The organism is Burkholderia sp. AU33803 (genome assembly GCF_002223095.1).
In the GTDB taxonomy this organism is placed as follows: Bacteria; Pseudomonadota; Gammaproteobacteria; order Burkholderiales; family Burkholderiaceae; genus Burkholderia.
Window position 1 is genome coordinate 505,607 of record NZ_NKFJ01000004.1, and the last position, 17,950, is coordinate 523,556.

Below are 17,950 nucleotides of genomic sequence, written 5' to 3' on the forward strand. Positions count from 1 at the left end.
TTGCGATCGCCGATGACGCGAAGGCGTGCGCTCGCGCAGCGCGGTGTGACGTGACATATGACAGCGCGCTCGCGTGGCTGCCGCACGTGTGCATCCCGGCGTGCGTGTTGCAAGGTTGAAAGAAACGCGAGGCACGCGAGTGGCACGCAGGCGCGTGGCGAGTGGCCGGCGCAAGTGGAGCGGGTCGTCGCAGGCAGCACCACGAGCGCGCCCGCGCCATCGTCGGCGGTGCGTGCGGCCAGGTTCAGAAGCCGTGCGTGACGAGCGACAGGATCGACAGGTCGGGGTGCGTGCCGTCGATGATGCTCTTGCCGACGTGCACGGCTTCGTGGACGGCTTCATCGAGGCTCGCGAAGCTTTCCTCGCCGTCCGCATGGAAGGGCACCGCGTGGCCGGGCAACGCGGGATTCGCGCCCGGATGGCACACGTAACCGGTGTAGGTGTAGCGCGTGTCGCTGCCGGGCACGACGGCCGGCACGACATGGACCTCGAAGCCTTCGTAATCGACGTGTTCCGTCGGTGTCGACAGTTCGGTCATGGCGATCTCCGTGTACCGCACGCAGGGGTGGCGCGCGCGGCATCGAGTACGCGGCGGCGGTCGTGTCGCCGTGTTGATCGAATTCTAGGTGATCGAGCGGCCGCCGGGGAGGATGGCTTCCGGCGCGGTGCGATGCAATGCGATGGCGGGCCGCTGCCGGTGCCCGTCGCTCAGGTGGCGCGCGAGGCCCGGCGCGAACGCCCGTGCCGTTTCGGCGGACGGGTTCGCGCGCGGCGCTGCATCATTGCTTGCAGCGCGCGTCCTTGCGCTGCACGACGATGATCACTGGGTATTTCTGGCCGTGGTCGAGCTCCACGCGCGCCACGACGGTCAGCGTCGCCGGATCGGAATCGTCGTACACGCTGACCTGCTCGTTCCGGAGATAGGTCACGCCGGTGCAGTTCGACGTGCGTCCGTCGTCGCCCACCTTGCACTGGAGGTCGTTGTCCTTCACGTAGTTGTACGGCGACGGGCTCGCGAGGTATTCGCTCAGGCCGCGCGGCGAGCCGCCGACGCCCGTCACGTAGGCGATCGCGCACGACGCTTGCGCGTCGCTGCCGGCGGCAGTGTCGGCCGTCGCCGGCGAGCTGACGGCAACCAGCAGGGCAGCGAGCGACGAGACGATGAAGGGCTTCATGACGTGGGTTTCCCGTTTCGCGAATCGGAGCGCCGGATTGTAACGGCATCCGGCGTGACACGTCGGAACGTGAGGGAAGGGCGTGTGCGGACCAACAAAAAACCCCGTCATTCGGTGAATGGACGGGGTTTGGCGAACTTCCTGGCGGAAGCGGTGAGATTCGAACTCACGGACAGTTTCCCGTCGCCGGTTTTCAAGACCGGTGCCTTAAACCGCTCGGCCACGCTTCCACACGAGGCGGCATTGTAACCGAAATGCCGCGTGGTTCACCCCTTCAATCGTCGCGCAGGAACAATTCCTGCAGGTCGTTGAGGAAACGCTGGCCCAGCGGCGTCGGCGCGATCTGCGCGAAATCGCGCGCGATCAGCCCGCGCCGTTCCGCTTCCTGCAGCGCCGGCTCGATCGTGCTCATCGGCAGGCCCGTGCGTTCGGCGAAGCTGTGCACGGGGAAGCCCTCGACGAGCCGCAGCGTATTCAGCATGAACTCGAACGGCAGGTCGCGCGCGCCGACTTCACGCTCTTCCTGCACGGCCGTGCCGGCCATCGCCTGCTCGATGAAGGTCGCCGGATGCTTGTAGCGTGCCTGCCGCAGGATCCGGTTCGGGAACGACAGCTTCGTGTGTGCGCCCGCACCGATCCCGAGATAGTCGCCGAAGCGCCAGTAGTTCAGGTTGTGCTTGCACTGATGATTCGGCTTCGCATACGCGGACACTTCGTAGCGTCCGTAACCGGCCTCGGCGGTGCGCGCGTGAATCCATTCCTGCATGTCGGCCGACGCGTCGTCGTCGGGCACGACCGGCGGGAACTTCGCGAACAACGTATTCGGCTCGAGCGTCAGGTGATACAGCGACAGATGCGGTGGCGCGTACGACAGCGCGGTCTCGATGTCGGTACGGCATTCGTCGAGCGTCTGGTTCGGCAGCGCGAACATCAGGTCGAGGTTGAAGTTGTCGAAGTTTTTCGCGGCGATCTCGACCGCGGCGCGTGCCTGCGTCGTGTCGTGAATCCGGCCGAGCGCCTTCAGGTGCGTTTCGTTGAAGCTCTGGATGCCGACCGACAGGCGATTCACGCCACTTGCGCGGAACTGCGCGAACTTCGCGGCCTCGAACGTTCCGGGATTCGCTTCGAGCGTGATCTCGGCATCGGCGTCGAGCGGCAGCAGCGCGCGCACGTCGGACAGCATCCGGTCGAGGCCGGCCGCCGACAGCAGGCTCGGCGTGCCGCCGCCAATGAATACCGTATGCACCTGGCGGCCCCACACGAGCGGCAGCGCCTGCTCGAGATCGGCGCGCAGCGCGTCGAGATATTCGGTTTCCGGAAACCGTTCGCCCTTCCACTCGTGCGAATTGAAATCGCAGTACGGGCACTTGCGCACGCACCACGGGAAATGCACGTACAGCGCGAGCGGCGGCAGCGACGTGAGCCGCACCTGGCCGGGCGACGTGAAGGTCGCGACGACGCGCGCGCCGGTTTGCGCGGCCTGGCTCATGCGACCTCCGCTGGCGAACGGGTATCGGGCATGCTCATGCTTCCTCCGCGAGCCGCGCCAGCAGCGCCTTCAGTGCCAGCGCGCGATGGCTGTGCGTGTTCTTCACGGCCGGCTCGAGTTCGGCGGCCGTCGCGCCGAGCGACGGCAGGTAGAAATACGGGTCGTAGCCGAATCCGTGCTCGCCGCGCGGCGTGTCGACGATTTCGCCGGCCCAGCGTCCTTCGGCGAACAGCGGCTCCGGGTCGTCCGCATGGCGCACGAGCGCGAGCACGCAGCAATAGTATGCGCGCCGGTCGTCGACGCCGCGCAGCTGCTCGACGAGATACGCATTGTTCGCCGCGTCGCCCTTGTCGCGGCCCGCGCGCTGCGCGTAGCGCGCCGAATAGACGCCCGGCGCGCCGCGCAGCACGCGCACGCACAGGCCCGAATCGTCGGCGATCGCCGGCAGCCCGGTGAGCCGCGACGCGTGGCGTGCCTTCGTCAGCGCATTTTCGATGAAGGTGCCGAACGGCTCTTCCGCTTCCGGCACCGCAAGGTCGCCCTGCGGGACGATCTCGATGCCGACCGTCGAGAACAGCGCGGTGAATTCGCGCAGCTTGCCGGCGTTGTTCGACGCGAGAACGATGCGCGACAGCGGCGCGATGGTGTGGTCGTCCGGCATGTCAGGCGCCCAGCACGTCTTTCTGAAGCTGCACGAGCTCGGCGATCCCGCCTTGCGCGAGGTCGAGCAGCGCGTTCATCTCGGCGCGCGAGAACGGCACGCCTTCGGCCGTGCCCTGGACTTCGACGAAACCGCCGGCGCCCGTCATCACGACGTTCATGTCGGTGTCGCATTGCGAATCTTCCGCGTAATCGAGATCGAGCACGGGCGCGCCCTGGTACACGCCGACCGAGATCGCGGCGACGTGGTCGGTGATCGGCGAGCGCGTGAGCTTGCCGGCCGCGATCAGCTTCGACACGGCGTCGTGCGCGGCGACGAACGCGCCGGTGATGCTCGCCGTGCGCGTGCCGCCGTCGGCCTGGATCACGTCGCAGTCGATGTGGATCGTGCGCGGGCCGAGCGCTTCGAGGTCGAACACCGCGCGCAGCGCGCGGCCGATCAGGCGCTGAATTTCCTGCGTGCGGCCGGTCTGCTTGCCGCGGGCGGCTTCGCGGTCGCTGCGCGTATGCGTCGCGCGCGGCAGCATCCCGTATTCGGCGGTCAGCCAGCCTTGCCCGCGGTCGCGCAGGAAGTCGGGCACGCGTTCGGAGACGCTCGCGGTGCAGAGCACCTTGGTGTCGCCGAATTCGACCAGCACCGAGCCTTCGGCATGTTTCGTGTAGTGGCGCGTAAGGGCGACCTTGCGCAGTGCGTCGGCGCGGCGGCCGCTCGGGCGGGAAACGGAGGACGTCATGTGGGAATCGCGGAACGAGAGGAAACCCCGATTTTAGCGCCGAACGGCGGGCGTGCCCGGCGGGGTGGTCCGCAAAAATGGGATAATGCGCGCTTCCCGCCCCGCGCTTTCCGATGCGCCGGGCGCCTCGACATATCCCCGCCCGCGAGGGCACCCAGACGGCGAGACGAACCATGATCTACAGCATGACGGGCTACGCGAGCGCGACGCGCGAACTCGCGACGGCCACCGGCAACGGCGGCACCAGCGTGTCGGTCGAACTGCGCACCGTGAATTCGCGCTTTCTCGACCTGAATTTCCGGATGCCGGACGACGTGCGCGCGTGCGAACCCGCGCTGCGCGAAATGCTGATGAACAAGCTGTCGCGCGGCAAGGTCGACATCCGTATCAACCTGCAGCGCGGCGAGCAGAGCATCGGCGCGGGCGCGCTGAACCAGTCCGCGCTCGGCCAGCTCGCCGAGCTCGAGCGCTCGGTGCTCGACGCGTTCCCGGGCGTCGGCCGCCTGCGCGCGGGCGAGATCCTGCGCTGGCCCGGCGTGATCGCCGAGAGCGGCGTGTCGGCTGACGCGATCCGCGAGGCGGTGCTCGCGTGCGGCAAGGAAGCGATCGGCGAGCTCGTCGTCGTGCGTTCGCGCGAAGGCGCGCAACTGGCGACGATGCTGCTGTCGAACGTCACCGAGATGGAAGCGATCGTCGCGCGCATCACGCCGCTCGTGCCGGAGCTGATCGCGAAGCACCAGCAGAAAATCGTCGAACGGCTGCAGGAGGCGCTCGGCATCGCGGCGCCCGAAGGCAGCTCGACGATCGTCACGCGCGAGGAAGCCGCGGAGCGCATTCGTCAGGAAGTGACGATGTACGGGATCCGGATCGACATCGCGGAAGAGCTGTCGCGACTCACCGCGCACCTGAACGAAACGCGTCATGTGATCGAGAAGGGCGGCCGCGTCGGCAAGCGTCTCGACTTCATGATGCAGGAACTGAATCGAGAAGCAAACACGCTCGGCTCGAAGGCGGCGGCGAAGGAGCTGGCCGACGCATCGATGGCGCTCAAGCTGTTGATCGAGCAGATGCGCGAGCAAGTGCAAAACCTGGAGTAAAGCAACATGACGGAATCTACCCGCGACGCGCACGCGTCGCATTCGCTGCACGGCGGCGTCTATCCCGGCAACCTGTTCATGGTCGTCGCGCCGTCGGGCGCCGGCAAGTCGACGCTCGTGAATGCGCTGCTGTCGAAGGACAGCGACATCTGCCTGTCGATCTCGTACACGACGCGCAAGCCGCGCCCGGGCGAACAGGACGGTCAGCACTATCACTTCACGACGGTCGAGGATTTCCGCGCGCGTCACGCGGCGCACGAATTCCTCGAGAGCGCGGAAGTGCACGGTAACTACTACGGCACGTCGCGCGTCTGGATCGAAGAGCAGATGAAGAACGGCCACGACGTGCTGCTCGAGATCGACTGGCAAGGCGCGCTGCAGGTGAAGAAGCAGTTCCGCAACGCGGTCGGCATCTTCATCCTGCCGCCGTCGCTCGACGCGCTCGAGGAGCGCCTGAAGAAGCGCGGCCAGGACGAGCCGAACGTGATCACGCGCCGCCTGCTTGCCGCAGGTAGCGAGATCGCGCACGCGTCCGAAGCGGAATACGTGGTGATCAACGAGAACTTCGAGCGTGCGCTCGCGGAGCTCGAATGCATCGTCGCGGCCACGCGCCTGCGCTTTGCTTCGCAGTACGCGCGACACACGGAGCTGTTCATCGAGCTCGGCATCCATCTGCCCCACGCGGAATGACGCGGGGGACGAGGGACATAAGGTAGAATAAGGACTATATTCAGAAGGAATTACCAACATGGCTCGCATTACCGTCGAAGACTGCCTGAAGCAAATCCCGAATCGCTTCGAACTGGCGCTCGCCGCCACCTATCGCGCGCGGCAGCTCGCGCAAGGCCATACGCCGAAGATTGAAAGCCGCGACAAGCCGACCGTCGTCGCGCTGCGCGAAATCGCTGCCGGCCAGGTCGGCGTCGAGATGCTGAAGAAGGTGCCGGTGTAACGCGCATCCGGCCCGTTCCAGCCATGTAATCCACGCGCGCAACGACTCGACCTGGAGGCGAATATGAGCACCACCCCATCGTCCGCCTCCGCGGATTCGACCACCGAAGCCACGGCCCAGTCGCCTGCGCGCCAGTACATCGACGCGGTCCTCGAACAGTCCTTCCGGCATCTGTTCGGGCCGACCGCCACACCGGAGCAGCCCCGCAAGCACGGCGTCGTTTCGATCGCGAAACTGACGGCCGTGCTTGCCGAGTATCTTCCTCCGGAAGAAATCAAAGAGGTCAAGGCGGCGTTCCATTTCAGCGACGAAGCCCACCTCGGTCAATATCGCCAGAGCGGCGAACCCTACATCACCCATCCCGTCGCCGTCGCGGAAATCTGCGCCGGCTGGAAGCTCGACGCGCAGGCCGTCATGGCCGCGCTGCTGCATGACGTGATGGAAGACCAGGGCGTGACCAAGAGCGAGCTGGCCGAACGGTTCGGCCCGAAGGTCGCCGAACTGGTCGATGGGCTGTCGAAGCTCGACAAGATGGAATTCCGCAGCCGCGAGGAAGCGCAGGCGGAAAACTTCCGCAAGATGCTGCTCGCGATGGCACGCGACGTGCGCGTCATTCTCGTCAAGCTCGCCGATCGTCTGCACAACATGCGCACGCTCGGCGCGGTGCCGATGGAAAAGCGCCGCCGCGTCGCGCGGGAAACGCTCGACATCTACGCGCCGATCGCGCACCGCCTCGGGTTGAACAACACGTATCGCGAGCTGCAGGACATGAGCTTCGCGAATTTCAACCCGCATCGCTACGCGACGCTCGAGAAGGCCGTGAAGGCCGCGCGCGGCAACCGCCGCGAAGTGATCAGCAAGATCCTCGAAGCCGCGCAGCGCGCGATGGCCGATGCGAAGATCGACGCCGAGATCACCGGCCGCGAAAAGACCATCTACAGCGTGTACCGCAAGATGCGCGACAAGCAGCTGTCGTTCTCGCAGGTGCTCGACGTGTACGGCTTTCGCGTCGTCGTCGACAGCCCGCTCGACTGCTACACGTGCATCGGCGCGCTGCACGCGCTGTACAAGCCCGTACCCGGCAAGTTCAAGGACTACATCGCGATCCCGAAGATCAACGGCTATCAGTCGCTGCACACCACGCTGGTCGGCCCGTTCGGCGCGCCGATCGAGTTCCAGGTGCGCACGCGCAAGATGCACGAGATCGCCGAGGCGGGGGTCGCCGCGCACTGGCTGTACAAGAACGGCAGCGCGGATCTCAGCGACGTGCAGAAACGTGCGCACCAGTGGCTGAAGTCGCTGCTCGACATCCAGAGCGAAGCCGGCGATTCGAGCGAATTCCTCGAGCACGTGAAGATCGACCTGTTCCCGGATGCGGTCTACGTGTTCACGCCGAAGTCGAAGATCATGGCGCTGCCGCGCGGCGCGACGGCACTCGATTTCGCGTATTCGATCCACAGCGATCTCGGCAACCAGTGCGTGGCCGTGAAGATCAACAACGAGTTGCTGCCGCTGCGCACCGAGCTGAAGAGCGGCGATATCGTCGAGGTGATCACGGCGCCGTATTCGAAGCCGAACCCTGCGTGGCTCGGCTTCGTGCGTACCGGCAAGGCGCGCTCGGCGATCCGGCACTACCTGAAGACGATGCGCCTGAACGAGTCGGTGCAGCTGGGCGAGCGGCTGGTCGACCAGAGCCTGAAGGGCTACGGTCTCGCGCTGGCCGATGTCGAGCCGGAAGTGTGGGAGAAGCTCGTGCAGTGGACGGGCAACAAGAGCCGTCAGGAAATCTTCGCGGACATCGGCCTCGGCCGCCGCGTGGCCGCGGTGATGGCCAAGCGCATCGAGGTGCTGATGAGCGGCCGCGATGCGGACGACGATCTGCCGAAGTCCGAGCGGCATCCCGCGCACCACGCGCCGCCGGTCGTGATCACCGGCACCGAAGGGATGTCCGTGCAGTTGTCCGCATGCTGCCGGCCGATTCCCGGCGACGCGATCATGGGCTACATCGGCATCGGCCTGGGGATGGCGATTCATACGACCGATTGCCGCGTGGCGCAGCGTATCCATCGCCGTGATCCGGGCCGCTGGATCGACGTCGAATGGGCGCCGCAACCGGGCCGCCTGTTCGATGTCGCGGTGAAGGCGCTCGTGAAGAACACGAAGGGCATCTTTGCGCGCGTGGCGGCGGACATCACGTCGGCCGACGCGAATATCGTGCATATCGCGATGGACGAGGATCTGACGCACGAGTCGACGGTGCTGCGCTTCGTGATCCAGGTCAGCGACCGCGTGCATCTCGCGAACGTGATGCGACGCGTGCGAACCAATCCGGACGTGATGCGGATCATGCGCGAGCGTTCGACCGACGACGGTGCGCATGCGCGCCACGACGGAGGCATGCGCATCGAGCGCGAGCGTCAGGATTATTGATGCGTGGCCCGCAGGGGCGATCGATGGACGGCGGCCAATGGCCGCCGTTTTCATCTGGGCTGCCGGAGAGGTGAACGTGCGGCGTGCTCGACGCTCTTCCGAAAAGGGACGCTACGCAACCGGAGGTTGCCGTGCGTCGAGCAAGGGAAGGAAAGGGGGCGGAAAAGAAAAAGGGCTTTCCCGGAGGAAAGCCCTTTTAAGGTGGCGCGGCTGGCAGGATTCGAACCCACGACCCCTTGGTTCGTAGCCAAGTACTCTATCCAACTGAGCTACAGCCGCACGCAAAACGGTACTGCTTGACTGTCGGAACCTTCTGCGATGGGAAGGCCCCCAAAAAAAGTGGCGCGGCTGGCAGGATTCGAACCCACGACCCCTTGGTTCGTAGCCAAGTACTCTATCCAACTGAGCTACAGCCGCACGCAAAACAAAACTTCTACTGCTTCGAACTGAAAGGGCCTTCGGTTCAGAAGGCCCTCGAAAAAAGTGGCGCGGCTGGCAGGATTCGAACCCACGACCCCTTGGTTCGTAGCCAAGTACTCTATCCAACTGAGCTACAGCCGCACGCAGAAGCGAAATTATAGCAGGGTTGTATAAAAAGGGAAGCCTTATTCGCAAATTGGGTGCATGGCCTTGCCGGGGCGCCCTTCGTGTACCCTTGGAGCATCAGTCATCCATGTTGAATTCGCATCATGAACAAGGCGTTTGTCAAAGAGTCGGACGGCGACGACGACGATCTGGACCAGGCCCAGCCCGCGATTCCGGCGGGCTCGAAGAACTACATCACGCCCGCCGGCCACAAGCGGCTGAGGGACGAACTGCTGAACCTGATCGACGTCGAGCGTCCCGAGGTCGTGCGGCTCGTGTCGTGGGCCGCATCGAATGGTGACCGGTCGGAGAATGGCGACTACATCTACGGCAAGCGGCGGCTTCGCGAGATCGATCGCCGCATCCGCTTCCTGACGAAGCGGCTCGATCTGGCCGAAGTCGTCGATGCGAGCCGGCAGGAGAATGTCGACCAGGTGTTTTTCGGCGCAACGGTCGATTACGAGACACCGGACGGCGAGGTTCACACGATCACGATCGTCGGGATCGACGAGGTCGATCTCGATCGCGGCTGCGTCAGCTGGATTTCGCCGGTCGCGCGCGCACTGATCAAGGCGAAGATCGGCGATACCGTCATGCTGATGACGCCGGCCGGCCCGCAGCCGATCGACGTGCTCGACGTCCGTTACCCGGCACCGGGCAACGCCTGAGCGGCGCACGGCGCGGCCCGGCAAAGAAAAAGCGCCCCGATGGGGCGCTTCGTCATCCGGCGTGCGGCGGAATGCCGGTGGCTCAGAAGCGATGGCGCAGGCCGGCCGTGACCGCGATCTGCTTGTTGGTCGATGAAGCGCCACCGAGGCCATTGACATAGGCGCCGATGCCCAGGCCGTCCGTGCTGACGCGCTGATACACGCCTTGCACATACACGTCGGTCCGCTTGGACAGGGCATAGTCGGTCTGCAGGTTGAACTGGTTCCAGCCCGGATGGCGGCCGTCCAGGAAGCCGGCGGTGTACGTGTACGACCCGGCAAGCGACAACGCCGGCGTGAGCGCGTAGCGCGCGTTCACTTCGTAGTTGTTGAAGCGGGCAAACGTGCCGTCGAGACCCAGCCCGTTCGACACGCCCGAGGCACCCGCGGAGATACCGAGCGCCCGGTTCACGCGCGATTGCGTGAACACGAAGCCGGCCGTTGCCGGACCGAACGTGTAGTTCAGGCCGCCGCCGAATACGCGCTGACGCTTGCCGACGAACGTATTGTCGCCCGCCACCGCGCCGCCGCTGTTGGTGACTGCCGCCGACGTGAGGCCCGAGATGTCATTGTTCAACTGCAGGTAGCCGGCGCCGATATTGAAGCCGGCATAGGTGTACGACACGCCCGCGCTGTATGCGCGATTGTTCGAGAACTGGTTGCTGTTCGAGAAACCGTACAACGCGCCGAACTTCAGACCGCCGAAATTGATGCTCGTGTACTTGACGGCGTTATTGATCCGGAACGAATTGTTCAGGTTGTCGTTGTCGAACGGGTGGGCAAACTGGGTGCCGCCGAATTGCGTGCCGGTCAGCGACAGCGGCCCGATGTAGTCGACGACGCTATCGTATTGGCGACCGAGGGTGACGGCGCCGAACTGGTCATGAGACAGACCGACGAACGCCTGGCGGCCGAATTCGCGGCCATTCTGGCCGAGCGTGCCGTTGGCGATGTTGAAGCCGTTTTCCAACACGAAGATTGCTTTCAGGCCGCCACCGAGATCTTCCGTGCCGCGCAGGCCCCAGCGGCTGCCGTTGATCTGGCCGCTGCGTTCCGACCATGAGCTGTGGCCGCCCTGGTTGTTCGTATAGGTGATGCCTGCATCGATCAGGCCATAGAGCGTCACGCTGCTTTGGGCGTGAGCCGCCGTAACGAATACACCCGACAACGCGGTGACGATCAGGGTTTTTTTCATGGATCTGTCTCCAAACAGGAAGATGTCGATCGAACCTGCTGCGGACTGGCGTGTTGTGCTTGACGTTGCGGCCGGTCCGGCAGAGCGGCGGTGCGCTTATCAAAAGCCATTTGCAGTGTACGGAGAGCGTGGAGTGGGGGAGCGATGCGCTTTAAGCAATAATATATTTTGGAATCCGCAAAGATCGGCGATATGGCGCAAACGATTGACCATCAAGGATTTGCGGCGGTGCAGCGAAGAAAAATGGCGATCAGGACTACGTAGCGAGCGTTGCGCGATCGCGACAGATGGTCAGCCGGAGACGCGGACCGTCGTCATCCGATTATTGACACATCGGCAATAGAGGTTTGTGCGGAGCATGGCTAATGAAAGGTTGTTCTCTCGCTATACTGCGATCTCTGCTTTCCGAAGCAGACTTTTTCGTTGACGGAAAAGATCTCCAAACCTTTGTCGGCGCGACTTCCCAGTCGCGCTTTTTTTTGCCCCATCGATTCGCGCGTTATTGCGCGAACGAGCGCCGTTTGCGCTTGGCCGCGGGTGCGGCCTCCTTGGCTTCGTTGGGGGGCGGCGTGTATGTCCAGTCTTCCATCACGTAGTGACGGGCATCGAGAGGCGACGAGAGCAGGTTCTGCCAGTGATCGCCATGCCAGGTCGTATCGAATTCGGTGTCGCACGGCGCTTCGCGCGAGGACTCGGCCAGGGCGCGGGACTTGCGGTGTACGCGTCCGAGCCGGCTCGCGAAGCGCTTGATTCCGTCCAGCCACATGACCTTCTCCTTCCTTCCGACGTTAAGTGAGCATCGCAATGTCCCCGGGTTTCCGCAACCCGGAAAAAACCCGAGGAATTTACCGAGCCGATTTGTCCCCGGTAGGAATTTCACGGCCACGATTATTAATGTTCTGATCCCGGTAATATTGACAGGTTTTTGATGCGAATCAATTAATCAAAGGTGCCGGTGTACCGATTCCAGTGGTATTAGCGCTTTTTTGATAAAACTATCGTCAAAAATTTTCTTGACGCGCCCGGATTGTCCAATTTATAAAGTCAGCACTCCGTCCTCGGGCGGCGTGCTGGTGCTGGTGTGGGTGCTGGCGCAATGTTTCGGGATTTCGGGAAACGGCTATAAAAATAGCTTTTTTGGATCTAATCGAGTGGGGAACGAAGACATGGATACCGGTATCGTGAAATGGTTTAACGATGCTAAAGGTTTCGGCTTTATTACGTCGGACAATGGCGGTGAAGATTTGTTTGCACACTTTTCCGAAATCAAGATGGACGGCTTCAAGACGCTGAAGGAAAACCAGCGTGTTTCGTTCGACGTGAAAGTCGGGCCGAAAGGCAAGCAGGCAGCGAATATCCAGGCGGTCTGACGCGCCACGCATTGCCGATCACGTCCGGCCCCCGCATTGCGGGGGCTTTTTGTTTTACGGGGGCGGAACATTCGGCTTCAGGCTGGCCGCGAACCCGAATGCCGGTGCATACTCACGGAAGCATCGTTTCCCAGTCTTTTCATGTCTGATTCCCCCCGACCGTCCGATCCCGCCAGCGAACAGCCGCTCGTTTTCGTCGACCTTGAAACCACTGGCGGCTCGCCCGCCGAACACCGCATCACCGAAATCGGCGTGGTCGAAATCGGCCCGTTCGGGGTGTCGACGTGGACGACGCTCGTCGATCCGGGGCAGCCCATTCCGCCGTTCATCCAGCAACTGACGGGCATTTCGGACGAGATGGTGCGCGATGCGCCGTCATTTGCGTCGCTGGCGCCGGGTTTGTTCGAGCGGCTCGACGGCAAGCTTTTCGTCGCGCATAACGCGAGCTTCGACCGCGGCTTCCTGCGGGCCGAATTCGAGCGCGCCGGCTTCGCGTTCAACCCCGATGTGCTGTGTACGGTGCGGCTGTCGAAGGCGCTGTTCCCGCGTGAATCGCGGCACGGCCTCGACGCGTTGATCGAACGTCACGGCCTTGTGCCGGCCGCGCGCCACCGCGCGCTGGCGGACGCCGACCTGCTGTGGCAGTTCTGGCGCCTGTTGCACGACATCGTGCCGCTCGAGCGGCTGCGCGAGCAGATCGCGCGCACGACGCGCCACTTCCGTCTGGGCGGCGACCTGACCGAAGCCTGGCTCGATACCGCGCCGCCCGGCTGCGGTGCGTACGCGCTGTTCGGGGAGGAGGATGTGCCGCTGTATGTCGGCCGCAGCGTGCGTGTGCGGCAGCGGCTGCGCGCGCTGCTGACGGGCGAGCGCCGTTCGTCGAAGGAAATGCGACTGGCGCAGCAGGTGCGGCGGGTCGAATGGCGCGATACCGGCAACGAGTTGGGGGCGATGCTGGCCGAAGCGCAATGGATTGTCCGGCTGCGGCCGGCATACAACCGGCGCCCCGCGGCCGACGCCCGTGCCGGCGCTGCGCCCTGGCCGTTCGAAGGCGCGGTCGCATTCGAGGCGAGCGGTGAGCGCAACCTGTTTCATGTGATCGACGGCTGGCGCTATCTCGGCGCGGCGGAGTCGCTCGACGCGGCCGCCCAGCTCGCGGCCGACGGGACGGACGGTGCGTTCGAGCCCTTCACCCACCGGCTGCTGCAGACGCATCTCGCCCGCGGCCTGCAGCTGATTCCGCTCGCCGCGCTCACGCCTGCGGGGCAGGCGGGTTAATCAGGGCGAGCTCGCGCGACCCGCGCCCGCGGTCGTCAGCCGATCGCGCTTGCGCCGCCGGCCGCGCAGACGTGCGAAAGCGCGATGTCGAGCGCCTGAGTTTGCGTGGCGTCGTAGCGCGTGAGCGTCTTCCAGTTGGCGATGCTGCGCGCGAGCCGCGCCTGGCAATCAGGCGCATCCCGCAGCGGTGCAACCTGCGCGAGCCCCGCGAGCATTTTCTGCGTCAGCCGGTCGAGCGCCGGGCGCGTGCTGGTCGCGAGGTCGGGCGGCGTGCCTTCCGGCGGCCGCGTCGCGCGCCAGGTCGCGAACAGCGCATTCTGCACATCCTTGCTCGCGGTGATCTGATCCTCGAAGAACGTCCGTGCGAACGCGGGATCGACGCCGGCCTGTGCCGCGCGCTTCTCGACCGACACGAGCAGTTCCGCTTCGCGCGGCCGGTCCTCGATGGCCTTGTGATTCGCCCATTTCCATCGCGCGACCGGTTCGGCGAGCGCGAGCCGCTGCGACGCGAGCGCGACGATATTGGTGAGGGCAGTGTCGTCACCGTCTGCATTGGCGAGGCGCGGGGACGAAAGGAGGGCGACGCCGAGCGCGGCGACAGCGAGGCTGGCACGAATGGCTTGCTTCATCGGAACGATCGGGAGAGCCGGGCGGGCCGGAGGTGGAAAACCAGAAGGATAGACGAAGACAGTCGCGCGGCGTAGCGCAGCGACCGGAGAATCAGCAGGCGAGCTGATCCAGCACCGTCAGGCTATTGCGGCCCGGGTGCGAGGCGAATTGCGCGCGATGCGCATTGATGAACCGCACGATAGCGAGGATCGGCACGTGGCGGTTACAGAACCGAACAGGCGTTCACTTCGGCGAGTACAGCTTGTGCTGCTCGTCGAAGAATGCCCGCACGTGGTCGGGCAATTCGGCGAGGAATTCCACGCCGACGGGTTCCGGATCCGGGCTCATCACTTGCTCGGGCGGTGGCATGCGGGTTGGTCTTTCGTCCATGGTCATTTCTCCAGCAGGTTCGATGATTATCAACCTCGTGCTTGGATTTATGCCAGTGGCGAATCGTTAGATTTTGTCTCTGTTGTATTAACGGCACATGCGCTCTGACGCGCGCTGCGATGCCGACTATTGCATCGTGCGGAATCGGCAACAATCGGGCCGCTTGTTATACTTGCGCGCACTTTTTCTGGACCGCGATGAAACGAACGACGCGATGGATCGGCCTCGTATGGCTGGCGCTGGTACTGAACGTACTGTCGCCCGTCCTCGTCTATGCGCGTCTTGCATCGAGCGGCTCCGGCGAGCTCACGCTCGAGTTGTGCAGTGCAGCGGGCGGCCGCCAGGTCGTGCTCGCGCAGGCGGGCGGCGAGCACGATACGTCGTCGTTCGATCATGTCGGCGTGCCGCACTGCGTGTACTGCCCCGGCTTCGCGGCGAACGTGGCGCTCGGATCGAGCCTGCCGGCCCTGCCGGGCTTCGTGCGGACGTTCGCCTATCGCGCGGCCGCGCCCGCCATTGCCGATTTTCCCCGCCCGGGCATCCGTCTCGCGCAGCCTCGCGCCCCGCCTGAAAACGCTCCGATCTGACTAATGTCGTTCGCGCGCGCCGGTGGCGCGCGTGCCGTCCGCGGCCGGGCCGCGTGCCGCGCCGTCCGTGCGCGGCGCGTGCTCGTGTCCGGCGGCGTCCGATCACGTTTTCAGGAATTCACTCATGTCCTCTCCCTTCGCCGCGCGGCCGTCGCGCGGTCGGCTCGCGCTCGCATGCGCGGCCGCTTTCGCGTGGCCCACCGCCCATGCGGCCTCGACCGACGCTGCACGCAGCGCAACCACGCGCGGTGGCGTCGAGCGTGCCGCCGATGCCGCCGCTCCCGCTTCGGCCGTCGCAATCGCGCCGCCGGCGGCCGGCGAGACGCTGACCGCCGTCAGCGTGACCGCGCAGCGGCAACCGGTCGATCCGGATACACCGGCCGTCGTCACGTCGATCACGCGCGAGCAGATCGAGTCCCACACCAACGTCACCACCGAGGACGCGCTGAAGTACGCGCCGAACCTGATGGTCCGCAAGCGCTATATCGGCGACCGCAACAGCGTGTTCGCCGGTCGCGACTTCAACGAACTGCAGAGCGCGCGCGGGCTCGTCTACGCCGACGGCGTACTGCTGTCGAACCTGCTCGGGTCGAGCTACGCGTATCCGCCGCGCTGGTCGCTGATTCCGCCGGACGATATCGCGCGCGTCGACGTGCTCTATGGTCCCTTTTCAGCGCTGTATCCGGGTAACTCGATCGGCTCGACCGTGCTGCTCACGACGCGCCGCCCGGAAAAGCTCGAGGCGTCGCTGTCGACGCAGTTCTTCACGCAGCGCTACCACGACGGCTACGGATTCGCGGACAGCTTCGGCGGCAATCACCAGACCGCGCGGATCGCGAACCGGGTCGGCCGGTTCTGGTTCGCGCTGTCGCTCGACCGGCTCGAGAACAACGGGCAGCCGATGCAGTATGCGAGCCCCAATTCGGCATACAACCCGACGCTCGGCGCGGCCGTGCCCGTGACGGGCGCCGCGACCGACATTGGGCCCAATGGCAAGCCGCGGACGATCGTCGGCGCGCAGACGATCGAGCGGACCGAGCAGCTCAACGAGACGGTGCGGATGGGCTATGCGTTCACCGACCACGTCGATGCGACGCTCACGCTCGGGCATTGGGAGAACCATTACCGGCAGCACGGCGAAACCTTCCTGCGCGATGCGGCAGGCGGCCCGGTCTATGGCGGCAACGTGTCGATCGGCGGCCGGAACATGACCGTCGCGCCGAACGCGTTCGCGCCGCAGCGCGGCGACCAGGAGAACTGGCTGTATGCGCTCGGCCTGAATGGCCGGCTCGATTCCGGCTGGCGGCTGTCGGGCGTCGTGTCCGCGTTCGACGTGTCGCGCGACGTGCAACGCTCGGCGTCGACCGTGCAGGGTGGTGCAGGCACGCTATTTCAGGGCGACGGCACCGGCTGGCGCACGCTCGACCTGAAGGCCGAGGCGCCGGAAGCGAGGGGCCACACGTTCACGTTCGGCTATCACTACGACAACTACTTCCTGCGCAACGTCACGTACAACACGGCCGACTGGCTGGCCGGGCCGACCACGTCGCTGTCGAGCGTCTATCGCGGCGACACGCGCACGCAGGCGCTGTTCGGGCAGGACGCGTGGCGCTTCGCGCCGGGCTGGCTCGCGACGCTGGGGCTGCGCTACGAGCGCTGGGATGCGTATGGCGGTGCGCTCGGCAATGCAACGGGCACGCTCGGCTATGCGGACCGCGGCGCGAATGCGCTGTCGCCGAAGGTCGCGTTGCAATGGGATGCGACCGACGTGTGGCGCTTCAGGCTGTCGTTCGCGACCGGCACGCGTTTCCCGACGGTCGGCGAACTGTTCCAGGGCACGATCTCGAACAACGCGATCGTCAACAACAACCCGAACCTGCGGCCGGAAAAGGCGATCGACTGGGACTTCACGGCCGAGCGCGACGTGGGTGTCGGCGTCGTGCGTGCCAGCGTGTTCCAGAGCGACCTGCGCGATTCGATCTACAGCCAGGCGACGGTGTCGGGCGCGACGACGGTGACCAACGTCTCGAACGTCGATCGCGTGCGCGTGCGCGGCGTCGAACTCGCGTTCAGCGGCGAGAACGTCGGTTTGAAGGGGCTCGCGATCGACGCGAACGTGTCGGCAAGCAATGCGCAGATCCTCGCCGATGCCGCGAATCCCGCGTATGTCGGCTCGCGCTTTCCGCGGATTCCGCGCATGCGTGCGAACCTGCTCGCGTCGTATCGCTTCGACGAGCACTGGCTCGCGAGCGTCGGCGTACGCTACTCGGGCCGTCAGTTCAACACGCTCGACAACAGCGACGTGAACCCGGACGTCTACGGCGGCACGAGCTCGTTCACGGTCGTCGACCTGAAGGCGCGCTACCGCTTCGACCGTCACTGGACTGCGTCGCTCGGCATCGACAACCTGACGGATCGCCGCTACTACGTGTTCCACCCGTATCCGGGCCGTACTTTCTATGGAGAACTGAAATGGTCGCTGTGAGATCGCTCGCGGCAGGCGGAGCGCTGTAGTGCGCGTTACTGTCGTCAGCCGATGCCCGAGCGTTTGCGCGCGGCGCTCGATGCGGGATGGCGAGGGGAGATGCCGCGCACCCTATGGATCGGGCGCGATGATGCACGCGTAGCGCGCGGTGGACTGCTGGCGGCCGACATACCCGACGGCTGGTTGCAGCGCGCGAAGCACTGAACG

General features: G+C 65.1%; 18 protein-coding genes, 4 tRNA genes and 1 pseudogene. 10 read left to right on the forward strand and 13 right to left on the reverse strand.

The window, feature by feature from the left end; all coding sequences use genetic code 11:
* Positions 1–244 precede the first annotated feature (244 nt).
* From CFB41_RS04770 to rph, 6 genes are all read right to left on the reverse strand, one after another.
* Entirely contained in the window at positions 245–538 is a 294-nt protein-coding gene (locus CFB41_RS04770; protein ID WP_089455778.1) for a hypothetical protein, read from the reverse strand.
* A gap of 241 nt (positions 539–779) precedes the next feature.
* The gene (locus CFB41_RS04775) at positions 780–1,175 is read right to left on the reverse strand and encodes a hypothetical protein (protein WP_089455779.1); all 396 of its coding nucleotides are present in this window, start codon (positions 1,173–1,175) and stop codon (positions 780–782) included.
* 142 nt (positions 1,176–1,317) lie between these two features.
* Positions 1,318–1,405 (reverse strand) — tRNA-Ser (locus CFB41_RS04780).
* Positions 1,406–1,449: 44 nt separating this feature from the next.
* Positions 1,450–2,664, reverse strand: coding sequence for a radical SAM family heme chaperone HemW (gene hemW, locus CFB41_RS04785; protein ID WP_089455780.1), 1,215 nt, complete (start codon positions 2,662–2,664; stop codon positions 1,450–1,452).
* A 34-nt stretch (positions 2,665–2,698) separates the two neighbouring features.
* Positions 2,699–3,325 (reverse strand): RdgB/HAM1 family non-canonical purine NTP pyrophosphatase, encoded by a 627-nt coding sequence (rdgB, locus tag CFB41_RS04790; protein WP_027788105.1) that lies wholly within the window; start codon positions 3,323–3,325, stop codon positions 2,699–2,701.
* A gap of 1 nt (position 3,326) precedes the next feature.
* On the reverse strand, positions 3,327–4,058 hold the full coding sequence (gene rph, locus CFB41_RS04795; protein WP_039343387.1) for a ribonuclease PH: 732 nt from the start codon (positions 4,056–4,058) through the stop codon (positions 3,327–3,329).
* A gap of 173 nt (positions 4,059–4,231) precedes the next feature.
* Here rph and CFB41_RS04800 point away from each other — a divergent pair, with 173 nt between their 5' ends.
* The 4 genes from CFB41_RS04800 (at position 4,232) to CFB41_RS04815 (ending at position 8,537) form a co-directional block, all read left to right on the forward strand.
* A complete protein-coding gene (locus CFB41_RS04800; protein WP_089439458.1) occupies positions 4,232–5,155 on the forward strand; it encodes a YicC/YloC family endoribonuclease in 924 nt (307 codons plus the stop codon).
* Positions 5,156–5,161: 6 nt separating this feature from the next.
* Entirely contained in the window at positions 5,162–5,845 is a 684-nt protein-coding gene (gene gmk / locus CFB41_RS04805) for a guanylate kinase (protein WP_089439459.1), read from the forward strand.
* A gap of 58 nt (positions 5,846–5,903) precedes the next feature.
* Positions 5,904–6,107 carry a DNA-directed RNA polymerase subunit omega gene (gene rpoZ, locus CFB41_RS04810; protein ID WP_006025620.1) on the forward strand — a complete coding sequence of 68 codons (204 nt, stop codon included), beginning with the start codon at positions 5,904–5,906 and terminating at the stop codon, positions 6,105–6,107.
* Between the two features lie 63 nt (positions 6,108–6,170).
* On the forward strand, positions 6,171–8,537 hold the full coding sequence (locus CFB41_RS04815) for a bifunctional (p)ppGpp synthetase/guanosine-3',5'-bis(diphosphate) 3'-pyrophosphohydrolase (protein WP_059529553.1): 2,367 nt from the start codon (positions 6,171–6,173) through the stop codon (positions 8,535–8,537).
* A 202-nt stretch (positions 8,538–8,739) separates the two neighbouring features.
* Here CFB41_RS04815 and CFB41_RS04820 read toward each other — a convergent pair.
* The 3 genes from CFB41_RS04820 to CFB41_RS04830 form a co-directional block, all read right to left on the reverse strand.
* Positions 8,740–8,816 (reverse strand) — tRNA-Arg (locus CFB41_RS04820).
* A gap of 61 nt (positions 8,817–8,877) precedes the next feature.
* Positions 8,878–8,954: transfer RNA gene (locus CFB41_RS04825), tRNA-Arg, on the reverse strand.
* Between the two features lie 67 nt (positions 8,955–9,021).
* A tRNA-Arg gene (locus tag CFB41_RS04830) sits at positions 9,022–9,098 on the reverse strand.
* 128 nt (positions 9,099–9,226) lie between these two features.
* On the opposite strand from CFB41_RS04830, the gene greB reads away from it, so the two are divergent.
* Positions 9,227–9,790 (forward strand): transcription elongation factor GreB, encoded by a 564-nt coding sequence (gene greB / locus CFB41_RS04835; protein ID WP_089455781.1) that lies wholly within the window; start codon positions 9,227–9,229, stop codon positions 9,788–9,790.
* Positions 9,791–9,872: 82 nt separating this feature from the next.
* Here greB and CFB41_RS04840 read toward each other — a convergent pair whose 3' ends face one another.
* Positions 9,873–11,024, reverse strand: coding sequence for a porin (locus CFB41_RS04840; protein ID WP_089439461.1), 1,152 nt, complete (start codon positions 11,022–11,024; stop codon positions 9,873–9,875).
* Positions 11,025–11,523: 499 nt separating this feature from the next.
* Positions 11,524–11,790: a hypothetical protein gene (locus CFB41_RS04845; RefSeq protein ID WP_089439462.1), complete on the reverse strand. Its 267-nt coding sequence runs from the start codon at positions 11,788–11,790 to the stop codon at positions 11,524–11,526.
* Positions 11,791–12,190: 400 nt separating this feature from the next.
* Here CFB41_RS04845 and CFB41_RS04850 point away from each other — a divergent pair, with 400 nt between their 5' ends.
* Entirely contained in the window at positions 12,191–12,394 is a 204-nt protein-coding gene (locus tag CFB41_RS04850; protein WP_011351289.1) for a cold-shock protein, read from the forward strand.
* A gap of 141 nt (positions 12,395–12,535) precedes the next feature.
* Positions 12,536–13,672, forward strand: coding sequence for an exonuclease domain-containing protein (locus tag CFB41_RS04855; RefSeq protein ID WP_089455782.1), 1,137 nt, complete (start codon positions 12,536–12,538; stop codon positions 13,670–13,672).
* 35 nt (positions 13,673–13,707) lie between these two features.
* Here CFB41_RS04855 and CFB41_RS04860 read toward each other — a convergent pair whose 3' ends face one another.
* Entirely contained in the window at positions 13,708–14,301 is a 594-nt protein-coding gene (locus tag CFB41_RS04860) for a chorismate mutase (RefSeq protein WP_089455783.1), read from the reverse strand.
* Between the two features lie 223 nt (positions 14,302–14,524).
* Positions 14,525–14,671, reverse strand: coding sequence for a hypothetical protein (locus CFB41_RS38050; protein ID WP_006756195.1), 147 nt, complete (start codon positions 14,669–14,671; stop codon positions 14,525–14,527).
* A 197-nt stretch (positions 14,672–14,868) separates the two neighbouring features.
* On the opposite strand from CFB41_RS38050, the gene CFB41_RS04865 reads away from it, so the two are divergent.
* The 3 genes and pseudogenes from CFB41_RS04865 to CFB41_RS38920 form a co-directional block, all read left to right on the forward strand.
* The gene (locus tag CFB41_RS04865; RefSeq protein WP_089455784.1) at positions 14,869–15,258 is read left to right on the forward strand and encodes a DUF2946 domain-containing protein; all 390 of its coding nucleotides are present in this window, start codon (positions 14,869–14,871) and stop codon (positions 15,256–15,258) included.
* Between the two features lie 124 nt (positions 15,259–15,382).
* On the forward strand, positions 15,383–17,743 hold the full coding sequence (locus tag CFB41_RS04870; RefSeq protein ID WP_089455785.1) for a TonB-dependent receptor: 2,361 nt from the start codon (positions 15,383–15,385) through the stop codon (positions 17,741–17,743).
* Positions 17,744–17,788: 45 nt separating this feature from the next.
* Positions 17,789–17,947: pseudogene (locus tag CFB41_RS38920) on the forward strand (TlpA family protein disulfide reductase); the annotation flags it as partial.
* Between the last annotated feature and the right edge of the window lie 3 nt (positions 17,948–17,950).

Coding starts and splice junctions, on each gene's coding strand:
- CFB41_RS04770 (WP_089455778.1), bottom strand. CDS start 538: ATGACCGAACTGTCGACACCGACGGAACACGTCGATTACGAAGGCTTC.
- CFB41_RS04775 (WP_089455779.1), bottom strand. CDS start 1,175: ATGAAGCCCTTCATCGTCTCGTCGCTCGCTGCCCTGCTGGTTGCCGTC.
- hemW (WP_089455780.1), bottom strand. CDS start 2,664: ATGAGCCAGGCCGCGCAAACCGGCGCGCGCGTCGTCGCGACCTTCACG.
- rdgB (WP_027788105.1), bottom strand. CDS start 3,325: ATGCCGGACGACCACACCATCGCGCCGCTGTCGCGCATCGTTCTCGCG.
- rph (WP_039343387.1), bottom strand. CDS start 4,058: ATGACGTCCTCCGTTTCCCGCCCGAGCGGCCGCCGCGCCGACGCACTG.
- CFB41_RS04800 (WP_089439458.1), top strand. CDS start 4,232: ATGATCTACAGCATGACGGGCTACGCGAGCGCGACGCGCGAACTCGCG.
- gmk (WP_089439459.1), top strand. CDS start 5,162: ATGACGGAATCTACCCGCGACGCGCACGCGTCGCATTCGCTGCACGGC.
- rpoZ (WP_006025620.1), top strand. CDS start 5,904: ATGGCTCGCATTACCGTCGAAGACTGCCTGAAGCAAATCCCGAATCGC.
- CFB41_RS04815 (WP_059529553.1), top strand. CDS start 6,171: ATGAGCACCACCCCATCGTCCGCCTCCGCGGATTCGACCACCGAAGCC.
- greB (WP_089455781.1), top strand. CDS start 9,227: ATGAACAAGGCGTTTGTCAAAGAGTCGGACGGCGACGACGACGATCTG.
- CFB41_RS04840 (WP_089439461.1), bottom strand. CDS start 11,024: ATGAAAAAAACCCTGATCGTCACCGCGTTGTCGGGTGTATTCGTTACG.
- CFB41_RS04845 (WP_089439462.1), bottom strand. CDS start 11,790: ATGTGGCTGGACGGAATCAAGCGCTTCGCGAGCCGGCTCGGACGCGTA.
- CFB41_RS04850 (WP_011351289.1), top strand. CDS start 12,191: ATGGATACCGGTATCGTGAAATGGTTTAACGATGCTAAAGGTTTCGGC.
- CFB41_RS04855 (WP_089455782.1), top strand. CDS start 12,536: ATGTCTGATTCCCCCCGACCGTCCGATCCCGCCAGCGAACAGCCGCTC.
- CFB41_RS04860 (WP_089455783.1), bottom strand. CDS start 14,301: ATGAAGCAAGCCATTCGTGCCAGCCTCGCTGTCGCCGCGCTCGGCGTC.
- CFB41_RS38050 (WP_006756195.1), bottom strand. CDS start 14,671: ATGGACGAAAGACCAACCCGCATGCCACCGCCCGAGCAAGTGATGAGC.
- CFB41_RS04865 (WP_089455784.1), top strand. CDS start 14,869: ATGAAACGAACGACGCGATGGATCGGCCTCGTATGGCTGGCGCTGGTA.
- CFB41_RS04870 (WP_089455785.1), top strand. CDS start 15,383: ATGTCCTCTCCCTTCGCCGCGCGGCCGTCGCGCGGTCGGCTCGCGCTC.